This window comes from Streptomyces sp. ISL-87, from assembly GCF_018614095.1.
Taxonomy (GTDB): Bacteria; Actinomycetota; Actinomycetes; order Streptomycetales; family Streptomycetaceae; genus Streptomyces.
This window is the reverse complement of the sequence record NZ_JAGGOY010000023.1, coordinates 1-11673: the sequence shown is the minus strand read 5'-3', so window position 1 is coordinate 11673 and position 11673 is coordinate 1. Positions and strand designations below refer to the sequence as shown.

Genomic DNA, 11673 nt, shown 5'->3' with positions numbered 1-11673 from the left:
GGCAGCGGTACCCGCCCGGCACAGCCCAGCAATACCCGCCCCAGGGCAATTGCGGCCCCGCCGGTCACAGTGCGGCCCGCCGGGCAGAATCCAGCCCCGCCGGCCTTTGAGGCGCGCGGCCGGGCAGCGCCCGGGAACGGCCCGCGGTGGGTTCGCGCGGCACCCGGCCGAAACCGTTTAGTGGGTCAGGGGGCAGGCCCCATAGGATTGGGCCTGAAACCTACACACTCACCACCCCCAGAGGATCGCTGCATGCCTGGCATCACGCGCGAGGAGGTCGCCCACCTCGCTCGGCTGGCACGTCTGGAGCTGAAGAGCGAAGAGCTCGACCACTTCGCTGGACAGCTCGACGACATCATCGGCGCGGTCGCCCGCGTTTCCGAGGTCGCCGACCAAGACGTCCCGCCGACCTCCCACCCGCTGCCGCTGACGAACGTCATGCGCGCGGACGAGGTCCGTCCGTCGCTCACCCCCGAGCAGGCGCTTTCCGGCGCTCCCGCCCAGGAGCAGCAGCGTTTCAAGGTGCCGCAGATCCTGGGGGAGGACTAACAACATGATCGAGATCATCAAGCTCACGGCCGCTCAGACCGCCGAGAAGATCGCCTCCGGCGAGCTCACGGCCGTCGAGGTCACCGAGGCCCACCTGGCCCGTATCGACGCCGTCGACGAGAAGGTCCACGCCTTCCTCCACGTCGACCGCGAAGGCGCCCTCGCCCAGGCCCGCGCCGTCGACGCCAAGCGCGCCAACGGGGAGAAGCTGGGGCCGCTCGCCGGTGTCCCGCTCGCCCTCAAGGACATCTTCACCACCGTCGGGGTCCCGACCACCGTCGGTTCGAAGATCCTGGAAGGGTGGATCCCGCCCTACGACGCCACCCTGACGCGCAAGCTCAAGGAAGCCGACGTCGTCATCCTGGGCAAGACCAACATGGACGAGTTCGCCATGGGGTCGTCCACGGAGAACAGCGCCTACGGGCCGACCGGCAACCCCTGGGACCTCACCCGCGTCCCCGGCGGCTCCGGCGGCGGTTCCTCCGCCGCGCTGGCCTCGTTCCAGGCCCCCCTCGCCATCGGCACGGACACCGGCGGTTCCATCCGCCAGCCCGCCGCCCTCACGGCGACGGTCGGCGTGAAGCCGACCTACGGCGGGGTCTCCCGCTACGGCATGGTGGCGTTCTCCTCGTCCCTCGACCAGGGCGGGCCCTGCGCCCGTACGGTCCTGGACGCGGCGCTCCTCCACGAGGTCATCGCCGGACACGACCCGCTCGACTCCACCTCCATCGACGCTCCGGTCCCGCCGGTCGTCGAGGCGGCCCGCAACGGCTCCGTCGCCGGTATGCGCGTCGGCATCGTCAAGCAGTTCGCCGGTGAGGGCTACCAGGCCGGTGTCGTCCAGCGCTTCAACGAGTCCGTCGAGCTCCTCAAGGAGCTCGGCGCCGAGATCGTCGAGCTGGACTGCCCGTCCTTCGACCTCGCGATGGCCGCGTACTACCTGATCGCGCCGTCCGAGTGCTCCTCCAACCTGGCCCGCTTCGACGCCATGCGCTACGGCCTGCGCGTCGGCGACGACGGCACCAAGTCCGCCGAGGACGTCACCGCCCTGACCCGTGAGGCCGGCTTCGGCGACGAGGTCAAGCGCCGCATCATCCTCGGTACGTACGCGCTCAGCTCCGGCTACTACGACGCGTACTACGGCTCGGCCCAGAAGGTCCGCACGCTGATCTCGAAGGACTTCGAGAAGTCCTTCGAGCAGGTCGACGTGATCGTCTCCCCGACGACCCCGACCACCGCCTTCGCGATCGGTGAGCGCACCGACGACCCGCTGGCGATGTACCTCGCGGACCTGTGCACCATCCCGACCAACCTGGCCGGCAACTCCGCCATGTCGCTCCCCTGCGGCCTGGCACCGGAGGACGGTCTCCCGGTCGGGCTGCAGATCATCGCCCCGGCGATGAAGGACGACCGGCTGTACAAGGTCGGTGCCGCCGTCGAGGCCGCCTTCGTCGAGCGCTGGGGTCACCCGCTGCTTGAGGAGGCTCCGTCGCTGTGAGTACCAGTGCGCTGTCCAAGGCCAAGGGCTTCAAGAAGTCCAAGTCCGGGACGTACCTGTCGATCGGCACCACCGCTTTCGGTGCCATCAGCGTGATCAAGCAGGCCAGGAAGGCCCGCACCGAGAACGACGTGCTGAAGCTGGTCGACGCCGTTGTGTCCGCCGCTGCCATCGTCACCGGCCTCGCGATCCTGTACCGCGAGCTGAAGCGCCTCGGCGACGACGACGTCCTGCTGGGCTGAGAGGGAATTCCACCGTGAGCTTCACCGAACTGCTGTCGTACGAGGACGCCCTCGCGTCGTACGACCCCGTCATGGGCCTTGAGGTCCATGTCGAGCTCGGCACCAAGACCAAGATGTTCTGCGGCTGCTCCACCGAGCTGGGCGCCGAGCCCAACTCGCAGACCTGCCCGACCTGTCTCGGTCTGCCCGGCTCCCTCCCGGTCGTCAACGCGATCGGCATCGAGTCGGCCGTCAAGATCGGTCTCTCGCTGAACTGCGAGATCGCCGAGTGGTGCCGCTTCGCCCGGAAGAACTACTTCTATCCGGACATGCCGAAGAACTTCCAGACCTCCCAGTACGACGAGCCCATCGCCTTCAACGGCTACCTCGACGTCCAGCTGGAGGACGGGGAGATCTTCCGCGTGGAGATCGAGCGCGCCCACATGGAGGAGGACACCGGCAAGTCGCTGCACGTCGGCGGCGCCACCGGCCGTATCCACGGCGCGTCCCACTCCCTGCTGGACTACAACCGCGCCGGCATCCCGCTCATCGAGATCGTCACCAAGCCGATCGAGGGCGCGGGCGAGCGTGCCCCCGAGGTCGCCAAGGCGTACGTCGCGGAGCTGCGCGAGGTCATCAAGGCCCTCGGCGTGTCCGAGGCCCGGATGGACAAGGGCCAGATGCGCTGCGACGTGAACCTGTCGCTGCGCCCCAGCCCCGAGGCGCCGTTCGGTACCCGCTCGGAGACCAAGAACGTCAACTCGCTGCGTTCCGTCGAGCGCGCGGCCCGCTTCGAGATCCAGCGCCACGCGGCCGTGCTGCGCGGCGGCGGCTCGATCGTGCAGGAGACCCGGCACTTCCACGAGGAGGACGGCTCCACCACCGCCGGCCGCATCAAGGACAACGCCGAGGACTACCGGTACTTCCCGGAGCCCGACCTGGTCCCCGTCGCCCCGGCCCGTGACTGGGTCGAGGAGCTCCGTGCCGGTCTCCCCGAGATGCCGCGTGTGCGCCGCAACCGGCTCCGCGAGCAGTGGGGTGTCAACGAGCACGACATGCAGTCGATCCTCAACGCGGGCGCGGTGGACTCCATCGTCGCCACGATCGAGGCCGGTGCCGACTCGGCCGCCGCGCGCAAGTGGTGGATGGGCGAGCTGGCCCGCAACGCCAACGAGCAGGGCGTGTCCGTCGACGAGCTCCCGATCACCCCGGCCCAGGTCGCGCGCGTCGCGGCCCTGGTCGCCGACGGCTCGCTCAACGACAAGCTGGCCCGCCAGGTCATCGAGGGCGTCCTCGCCGGCGAGGGCACCCCGGACGAGGTCGTCGACAAGCGCGGCCTGAAGGTCGTCTCGGACGAGGGCGCGCTCGGCGCGGCCGTGGACGAGGCCATCGCGGGCAACGCGGGCATCGCGGACAAGATCCGCGGCGGCAAGGTCGCCGCCGTCGGCGCCCTGGTCGGCGCGGTCATGAAGACCACCCGCGGCCAGGCCGACGCGGCACGCGTCAAGGAGCTCATCCTGGAGCGCCTGGGCGTCTCCGAGTAAGGCTCCGCACGCTCTACGGCCCCGCCCCCGCCCCCTTGACCCCAAGGGATGCCGGAGCGGGGCCGTTCGCGGTTCAGCGTGTCAGCTGCGGGCCGGCGATGACCACCTTGCCGATGTCGCACCCGGCTTCCACCTTGAGGCGCAACCGCAGGGCGCCGCTCACCTCCAGCCGCTTGGTGACGGGCTTGCCCAGCGTGACCAGTTCGGAGAAGGCGGCGGGCTGGCCGTCGAGCGTGATGCTGACCCAGCCCTTCTCGTTGGTGGAGCCGTCGTCGATTCCGGCGGTGAAGTCCAGGTACTTCCACTCGCGGTTGAGGTCGAACTCCGCGATCGCATCGCCATTGCAGCCCAAGTCGGCGATGAACGCGGCGCCGTACTGCTTCGTGTTGATCTGGGGCGGAGCGGCCTTCGGCCCTTTGTGCTTGCCCTTGATTGAGTCGAAGAAGTTCTTGTAGGCAGTGACCAGGTCCCTCAGGGCCTGTTGCAGCACCACGGCCGACACGTCGGCCAGCCACGCCCGCTCCTCGCTCCGCTTGGCCTGCGTGATGCGGAGCCGGGACAGATCTGCCGACTTCACATACGGCAGCCCGGCTGCGTGCGCTTTCCTTCCGGTCGCGCAGGCAGTCGTTCCACACCACGCGGGCACACCCGAACGCCTGGGCCAGCGCACGGCGCTGGAGGGCGTCCGGGTAGACCCGGTACTGGTACCGAAGCCGCACGCCTTGATCTTACTGCGATTGGTCTCATGGGCACACAGAATGACTTTCGCCGCGGCAGGCAGGTAGTTTCGGCGACGCATGTCCACTTGGTCTTCGTGACGAAGTACCGGCGCGGCGTCTTCAACGACGAGATGCTGACGCGCTGCGAAGAGATCATGCGGAAGGTCTGCGAGGACTTCGGGGCCGAACTCAAAGAGTTCAACGGCGATCGCGACCACGTGCACCTACTGGTGCACTACCCGCCCAAAGTCTCGGTCTCCGGCTTGGTCAACAGCCTCAAGGGCGTATCCGCCCGTCGCATACGCCAGGAGTTCGCCGGCCGGATCAACCGCGCCATCATGCACGGACCCCTGTGGTGTCCATTCACGGGTGGGTGGCCCCGGCTGAAAGTGTCGGGGCCTGCCTCGATGATCCGCTACTGGATGACCTCGTAGATCTCCTTGTAGCCGGATGTCGCGTAGCTGTTGAACGTGTTGATCAGCGACTGCACGTTCTCATTCGGACTCACGAAGAACCCTCGCTCCATGGTGAAGTACTGGTCGAGGCTGTCGAATTCCCATTGGCAGACGACCGTGTCCATGGGGCCAGCGTAATCGACGTAGATGCGCCGGTTCGTATACCCGGCTTCTTCAAACACCGCGGTGAGGGTCTTGAACGCCGCCACGATCTCCGGCGCTTTCCCTCGTTCGGCTCTGTACACCTCGCGCATCATGTACACGACGCGATCGCCTTTCCGTTGCGGGACGTGAATTCCATGGAGGGTGGCTGCTACCGCACCGGAGGAGGGCCGATACGGCTGCCGTCGCCATGGTGGCAGTCACACTGCTGAGTGGCTTGTACGCCACGCGCAACCTGGTCGCAGAAGTGTCAATCCCCCGTAGCCGTGCGTTCAAGCTGAGAGTGGAGGGAGCCAGGGTTACCGGTGAGGGCGTCGCGGATGGCGCGCATGGCTGAGTGCCCGTGGGCGCGGGCGGTGGTCAGGTAGGAGCGGATGCGTAGGTAGCGGCGGGCGCCGGGTAGTCCGCGCCAGCAGCCGCTGACTTTCATCTTGACCTTGATGTCTCGTAGTGCTTGCTCGGATGCGTTGTTGGTCCAGGTCAGCCCTGGGGTGAAGTCCCAGGTGAAGCAGAGGACTTGGTGGCTCTTGTCGCGTAGCCGCTCCGCGAGCTGGCGGGCCTTGCTCTTCTTGGTGCCCGGTGGGTGCGGGTTGATGGAGATGCCGCAGCGTACGGTCTGGCCGAACTCGGCTGCGATGCGTTCCTGCTCGCCGGGCGGCAGCTGGTGTCACCGTCGGCGCGGGCCTGCTCCACCGCCCGCCCGGCTTCGCGCAGTACCCGCTGGGCGGCTTGGGCCCAGGCGGCGCGCTCGGCGTCCGGGGCGTTGTCGATGACACCCTGAAGGTCCCTCAGGATGTGGGCGCAGCACAGCTGGACTCCGGCCAGGTGGGTGTCGTACTTGTGGTAGCCGACGTAGTCGTCGCGGATGAGGACACCGTGGTGGCCGGGCAGGATGCCGAAGCCGTCCAGGGCCGCGTGCCCCCGGTTGTCCGCGGCCCCGTACCAGGTAAGGTTCTCGGCGTGGACGGTGTAGGCGTAGCCGGGTGCCCCCGAAAGGCTGATCGGGGTCTCGTCGGTGCCGATCACCTCCGCGCGGCGCAGGGCCTGCTTGAGGTGTGCCTCGAAGTCGGCCAGGGGCTCGTCCAGGCGGGTCAGGCAGCGGTCGACGAACCCGGTGGAGACGGGGATGTTGAGCAGGCCCTCGATCAGTTTCGCGGTGCGCTCGGTGCTGATCTGCCCGTCGGCGGCCAGCAGCGTGGCGAACGCCCGTAGGTTCGGCCCGTAGCAGGTCGGGCCGTGTACCCCCGCCGGAGCCGGCGCGGCGGTGACAGTCCCGCACGCACACCGCCGCCGCGCCAGGTGCAGCTCGGTGACCTGCTGTTCAACCAGCGGGATGTCGAAGACCTGCACGGCACGGAAGCCCGCATCGACCGCGTCCGCCAGCGAGTTGTGGCAGCCGGCGCACTCCACCGGGTCGATCCGCTCGATCCGGTCGGGCTCGGCCACCATCTCCAGCGCCCGGCCCACTCGGCCCTTCTGCCCGCCGGGCCTGCGCTCCTTGGACCGCTCCCGCTGCGAACGCCCCGCCTTCTTCTCCAGCGGATCCGACGACGGCGGCTTGCTGCTGTTGGAGGAGTCCATCCCAAGCCGCCGCTCCAACTCGGCAACCCTCGCCCGCAGCTCGGCGTTCTCCGCCCGCAGCTCATCGATCACGCGGGCCTGCACGGCGACCAGCGCGGCAAGCTCCTCGTACGACGGTCGCAGCGACACGACCAGCAATCTACCGTACCGTCAGACACCAAAGATCAGCAGGTCACAGCCACCCGTGAATGGATACCCCCTGTGGTCACCCTCGTACTTCGCGGCCTCATGCGGCGGAGCACCGTTGGCGATCATTCGCCAGTACATCGAGCAGCAAAAACGTCCGTTGTGACCTGCGGGTCAGAGAAGTCACAAAATGCATTCATCCCCGGCCTGAAGGCCGGGGCTTTCTGCAAGAGTCTCGGTAAATTCTGGCTGGTCAATTTCCCCCCAGCGCAATTGGTTTGAGTGGGGATCAGCTTCCAGCCAGGGCGCGGTCAATGGGAATCGGATATCTTGTTGGAGTGGTGCGACCGTCTCAGAGCGCTGCCGTGACGAACGCGGTCCAGGCGGCGGGGGCCATGGTCAGGACCGGGCCCTCGGTCACCTTGGAGTCGCGGATGTGGATGGCGGCGGGGTGGGCGGCGACCTCGACGCAGTCGCCGCCCTCGTCGCTGCTGTGGCTCGACTTGCGCCAGTGGTAGGCGACTTCGAGGCAATTGCCTCCCTCGTCGCTGCTGTAGCTCGACTTGAACCAGGCCAAGGCGTGGGTCATGACTCTCCTAGCAGGTCGTCCAGCAGGCGCTTGCTGTCCTCCATGGACAGCGCCTGATTCCGCAGCATCCCATACTTGAGACTGAGCGGATGGACCTCCTGAGGGTCATCGAGAAGGAAGCTGACACGCTGCCCTTCGATGTACGCGAGCTGGTCGTGGTCGTCGGTCTCCAGCAGCACCATCGGTCCGGCGAGACCCGCGTGGCTCCCTTGTTTCGTGGGCATGATCTGGAGCCCGAGGTAGGGGAGTTCGGCCAGCTCGCGCAGGTGGCGCAGCTGCCCCCGGAGTACGTCCTCACCACCGATGGGGCGTTCGAGGACGGACTGCTCCAGGATGTAGTGCATCATCGGCGGCCACGGCTTACGTTCGAGCACGGCCTGCCGGGCCAGCCGAGTGGCCGTCTGCACCTCGATCTCCTCCGGGGTGAGCGGCGGGTACAGGCAGCCGAAGACCGCTGCCGCGTACTCGGGAGTCTGGAGCAGCCCAGGGATGACTGAGTTCTCGTACGAGAACATGCTCTCCGCGTCCCGCTCGTGCGTGATGAAGTCGATCGCGAAGGCCGGGTACCGCTCCCGCTTCGGGACCTTGGCCAGGGCCACGCTCAACGCGCCCCCGGTTTCGAACAGTTCGTCGAGGGTCGCCGCCATCCTCGGCTGAAGGAGGCGGCGACCCTGTTCCATCGAGGCGATGGTCTCCGTGTCGGCGTGCAGGTACTCACCCAGGGTCGCTTGGGTGAACTCCGTCCGCCTGCGGAAATGCGAGGCCAGGGTGCCCATGACCACCCAAGAGGCATTGCGCAGCGGCTTGTTGGTGTGTGCCATGCCGGTGACATCCCCTGGTGACGGAGTGCTGACGCACCGTCGACCCGTACACCACCCGTACAAGTCCGGGCTACCGGATCACGAGGGTGGGGTAGAGGAACGCGAGGCGGGCCCGCTTCGCCGGGAGGTAGACCTCGGGCAGGTCGATCTCCGGGAGCTCGACCTCCTGGCCGAGGACGAAGCCGGTCCGCTCCAGGCGGGCGATGGCCTTCTCGTTGCGGGCGTCGGGCTCCGCGACCACGCGGGTGGCGCCGGTCGCGAAGACGTATGCAAGGAAGGCGGCGATCAGGCACGCGCTGAAGCCGGGCTCGGCCGCACCCTGGGTCGGCCCGAGCAGCAGGTGGACGCCGGTGTCGCCGGGCTGGACCTCGTAGCACTTGCTCACCCGGTCCTCGGCGCAGTCGTACGTCTGGAACAGCGCGACCGGGAGGCCGTCGCGGCGCGCGATGAACGCGTGGTGGGTTGTGCGGCGGTCCAAGTCCTCGTAGATCTCCTGGACGAGTTCGCGGCTGCACTCTGCCATGCCCCAGAAGCGGGCCCGCTCCTCGGTGACCCAGCTGTGGATCAGCGCGGCGTCGGCCGCCGGGCCGACCGGGGTGAGGGTGATCGTGCCGAAGCCCTCGACGGTCTCGGTGTGCACGGGCTGCCGGGTGGTGGTGGTCATGCGGATTCCTTGGTGAGGCGGGCCCAGTCGGTGACGACGGGGACGAGTTCGCAGCGCGCCCAGAGCGGGAGCTGGTCGCGATGGTGGGGTGAGCCGGGGACGCCGTCCGCGCCCAGCGGGACCGCCCAGAGGCTGTCCTCGCGGCGGGCGAGGTCCCAGACGTAACGGGCCGCCGATGCGCGGGCGGTGAGGTCGGTGAAGCCGGGAACGGAGGAGGTGGCGTTCACGCAGTCGTGGTCGCCGCCGAGGCCGGGCCATTGCGCGTCCGGGTCCGGGAGGGCCTGCCAGGGGGTGAGGCGGTGTACCTGCGACCAGGGGGTGTCGGGGGCGTCGGCGGCGGCCGTCTCCTCCAGGGCGGCGCGGACGTGGGCCGCGCGGTCGAGGCCGGGGAGGAGGGTGGTGGTCAGGAGGCCTTCGAGGGCGTAGCCGATGCGCGGGACCAGGTACAGCCAGGGGTGGAACACCTCCGGGCCGGTGGGGGCGTCAGCCAGCCCGGCGAAGACGGGGTCGGCGGCGAAGCGGCGTACGGTCGCCGTGCGCAGCGCCGAGAAGACGGTGGCGTCGGTGCTCTCCGCCGCCATGTGGCGGTCCCAGGCGAGGAGACGGCTGCGCAGGGCGTCGGCTGCGGGGGACAGGCCGTCGAAGGCCGGGAGCAGGGCGAGCAGGGGTTCGGCGGAGGCCAGGTACGTGTCCTGGTGTACGTCGGCCATCGCCTTCGGGGACCAGTCCGCGGAGCCGGAGAGCAGCGCGTGGATGCGGTTGGCGCGGTGCGGCGGCGCGAACTCCACGCCGAGGGGGGAGGCGATGCCGCGCGCGTTCGCCATGACGGCGAAGCCCTGGACGGGTTCGGCGGGGGTCTGCGCCCAGCCCTGCCAGGCGTACTGCGGGTCCCAGGCGGGCACGGGGCGCAGGCGGTTGGCGGGGTGGCGGTGCGGTACGGCGCCGGCGACGCGGTGCAGCAGGCCGCCCTCGGAGTCGGCGGCGTGGACGACGTTGACGGGCTCGGCCCAGCCGTCGAGGGCGCGGTCGATGTCGGCGACGGTGCGGGCGCGCAGGAGGGCGGGGAGGGCGGCGAATCCGAGGTCGCGGCGGACGCGGGGCGGGTAGCGGAGGGAGAGGGTCTGGCCGGCGGCATGCTCCTCCCGGAGGATCACCGGGCCGCGGGGGGTCTCCAGTACCTCGACGGTGACCGGGTCGGCGCCGGCCACGGCGATGGTCTCGGTGTGGCGGGCGACGGGCTCCCAGGTACCGTCGGGGCCCAGCGCCTCGATGCCGTCGCTGCCGGGGTCGCCGTCGCCGTCGCCGTCGGGGGCCTCGCGCAACTGCTCCGCGTACAGGTCCTGGTAGTCGGCCATCGCGTTGGTGATCGCCCAGGCGGCGGTGCCGGTGTGCCCGAAGTGGGCGAGGCCGGGGATGCCGGGGACGGCGATGCCGAGGACGTCGTACTCGGGGCAGGCGAGACGTATCTGCTGGTAGACGCCCGGGTCCTCGATGAAGCGGTGCGGGTCGCCCGCGATGATCGCCGAGCCGGTGGCGGTCCGGTCGCCGGGGACGAGCCAGCCGTTGCTGCCGGAGGTGCCGGGGCCGTCGGTGGCGAAGAGGGTCACGGCGTCGTCGCCGAGGGCGCGGGCCACGCGCTCGCGCCACAGCTTGGTGGCGAAGCCGGCGAAGAGGACGTGGGTGGCGATCCAGATGGCCAGGGGGACCCAGGGTTCCCAGGGGGTGGGGGTGTGGCCGGTCCGGGCGAAGCGCTCGTCGCGCCGGGCGCCGTCCGCCAGGCCGTCGTTGACCCCGTCCACGTAGGCGCGGACCCAGGCGGCGGTCTCCGGGTCGAGGTCCTCGTAGCAGCGGCGGGCGGTGTCGGCGAGGCGGCACTGGCGGGCGAACCGGTCCCAGGCGACGGAGTCCGGGCCGAGGAAGGCGGCGCTGGAGCCCTGGGCGCGGTGCCGTTCGACTTCCAGCTGCCAGGCGCGGTCCAGGGCGGTGGTGCGGCCCTGGGCGCAGGAGAGGTGGAGGCTGTCGGATGCGCGCAGATGGGGGATGCCCCATGCGTCGCGGTACACCTCGTGGGCCTCGCCGGCCCCGTAGGCGCTGTTGGGCCCGCCGGTCGCGCCGGTCCCGTTGGCCTCTGCGCTCACACTGCTCACACTGCTCACACTGCTCACACTGCTCACACTCTTCCCCGAGGTGTCTTAGGTTAGGCTGGCCTAACTATATGGCCGTCGGGTTTCGGTGAGGGCAACGGGGGTGAACGGCTTCCAGCCGGCGCAGCCTCCGGGCAGGATCGTGTACATGGAACGCATTGGACCTCCGTTGACCGGGGACGAACGCGAAACGCTGCGGGCGTACCTCGACTTTCACCGCGCCACACTCGCCATGAAGTGCGAGGGACTCGGCGACGAAGACCTCCGCCGTCAGGCCTCCCCACCGTCCACTCTCTCCCTGCTGGGCCTGGTCCGGCACATGGCGGAGGTGGAGAACGGACGGTCGGCGGGGCGGCGGACGTACCGCACGTGTGGTCCGACAAGCGTGACTTCCAGGCCGCGTACGACGCCTCCGGCTCCACCCGGGAGGAGGCCTTCGGTGCGTGGGAGCGGGAGGTCGAGCACGCCCGGGCGGTCGAGGCGGCCGCGCCGTCGCTGGAGGTTACGGCGTACGTGCCGAAGTGGGAGTCGGAGGTCTCGCTCCGGCTGGTGATGCTGCACATGATCCACGAGTACGCGCGGCACAACGGGCACGCGGAC

12 protein-coding genes and 3 pseudogenes are annotated in these 11673 nt (G+C 69.4%); 7 read left to right on the top strand and 8 right to left on the bottom strand.

The window, feature by feature from the left end; translation table 11 throughout:
- Positions 1-252 precede the first annotated feature (252 nt).
- Genes gatC through gatB form a run of 4 tightly spaced genes read left to right on the top strand, consistent with a single transcriptional unit; the run spans position 253 to position 3812 of the window.
- Positions 253-549, top strand: coding sequence for an Asp-tRNA(Asn)/Glu-tRNA(Gln) amidotransferase subunit GatC (gatC, locus tag J7I97_RS08575; RefSeq protein ID WP_007266718.1), 297 nt, complete (start codon positions 253-255; stop codon positions 547-549).
- Between the two features lie 4 nt (positions 550-553).
- Positions 554-2047, top strand: a complete 1494-nt coding sequence (gatA, locus tag J7I97_RS08570; protein ID WP_214932402.1) for an Asp-tRNA(Asn)/Glu-tRNA(Gln) amidotransferase subunit GatA — start codon at positions 554-556, stop codon at positions 2045-2047.
- Positions 2044-2289 carry a hypothetical protein gene (locus J7I97_RS08565; RefSeq protein ID WP_214932399.1) on the top strand — a complete coding sequence of 82 codons (246 nt, stop codon included), beginning with the start codon at positions 2044-2046 and terminating at the stop codon, positions 2287-2289. The genes gatA and J7I97_RS08565 overlap by 4 nt, the downstream gene beginning before the upstream one ends.
- A gap of 14 nt (positions 2290-2303) precedes the next feature.
- Complete coding sequence (gene gatB, locus J7I97_RS08560; protein WP_214932396.1) at positions 2304-3812, top strand: Asp-tRNA(Asn)/Glu-tRNA(Gln) amidotransferase subunit GatB; 1509 nt, start codon at positions 2304-2306, stop codon at positions 3810-3812.
- Positions 3813-3885: 73 nt separating this feature from the next.
- Here the strand turns inward: gatB and J7I97_RS38235 are convergent, their stop codons facing one another.
- The gene (locus J7I97_RS38235; protein ID WP_308369353.1) at positions 3886-4173 is read right to left on the bottom strand and encodes an NPCBM/NEW2 domain-containing protein; all 288 of its coding nucleotides are present in this window, start codon (positions 4171-4173) and stop codon (positions 3886-3888) included.
- A gap of 15 nt (positions 4174-4188) precedes the next feature.
- Positions 4189-4531, bottom strand: a pseudogene (locus tag J7I97_RS08555) (helix-turn-helix domain-containing protein); the annotation flags it as partial.
- 26 nt (positions 4532-4557) lie between these two features.
- Between J7I97_RS08555 and tnpA the strand changes: the two are divergent.
- Positions 4558-4965 (top strand): IS200/IS605 family transposase, encoded by a 408-nt coding sequence (tnpA, locus tag J7I97_RS08550; RefSeq protein ID WP_374195446.1) that lies wholly within the window; start codon positions 4558-4560, stop codon positions 4963-4965.
- Here the strand turns inward: tnpA and J7I97_RS08545 are convergent.
- Both J7I97_RS08545 and J7I97_RS08540 read right to left on the bottom strand, forming a co-directional pair.
- Positions 4947-5249, bottom strand: a complete 303-nt coding sequence (locus tag J7I97_RS08545) for a hypothetical protein (RefSeq protein WP_214932393.1) — start codon at positions 5247-5249, stop codon at positions 4947-4949. The two genes, tnpA and J7I97_RS08545, sit on opposite strands and share 19 nt — an antisense overlap.
- Positions 5250-5628: 379 nt before the next feature.
- On the bottom strand, positions 5629-6858 hold the full coding sequence (locus tag J7I97_RS08540) for a transposase (protein WP_214932391.1): 1230 nt from the start codon (positions 6856-6858) through the stop codon (positions 5629-5631).
- 70 nt (positions 6859-6928) lie between these two features.
- On the opposite strand from J7I97_RS08540, the pseudogene J7I97_RS08535 reads away from it, so the two are divergent.
- Positions 6929-7021 (top strand): annotated as a pseudogene (locus J7I97_RS08535) (transposase); the annotation flags it as partial.
- A 186-nt stretch (positions 7022-7207) separates the two neighbouring features.
- Here the strand turns inward: J7I97_RS08535 and J7I97_RS08530 are convergent.
- From J7I97_RS08530 to J7I97_RS08515, 4 genes are all read right to left on the bottom strand, one after another.
- A complete protein-coding gene (locus J7I97_RS08530; RefSeq protein WP_214932389.1) occupies positions 7208-7444 on the bottom strand; it encodes a DUF397 domain-containing protein in 237 nt (78 codons plus the stop codon).
- The gene (locus J7I97_RS08525) at positions 7441-8265 is read right to left on the bottom strand and encodes a DUF5753 domain-containing protein (protein WP_214932386.1); all 825 of its coding nucleotides are present in this window, start codon (positions 8263-8265) and stop codon (positions 7441-7443) included. The genes J7I97_RS08530 and J7I97_RS08525 overlap by 4 nt, the downstream gene beginning before the upstream one ends.
- Before the next feature lie 70 nt (positions 8266-8335).
- Positions 8336-8929 carry a GNAT family N-acetyltransferase gene (locus tag J7I97_RS08520; protein ID WP_214932384.1) on the bottom strand — a complete coding sequence of 198 codons (594 nt, stop codon included), beginning with the start codon at positions 8927-8929 and terminating at the stop codon, positions 8336-8338.
- Positions 8926-10992, bottom strand: a complete 2067-nt coding sequence (locus tag J7I97_RS08515; protein WP_308369352.1) for a penicillin acylase family protein — start codon at positions 10990-10992, stop codon at positions 8926-8928. The genes J7I97_RS08520 and J7I97_RS08515 overlap by 4 nt, the downstream gene beginning before the upstream one ends.
- A 229-nt stretch (positions 10993-11221) precedes the next feature.
- Here J7I97_RS08515 and J7I97_RS08510 point away from each other — a divergent pair.
- Positions 11222-11673, top strand: a pseudogene (locus J7I97_RS08510) (DinB family protein); the annotation flags it as partial.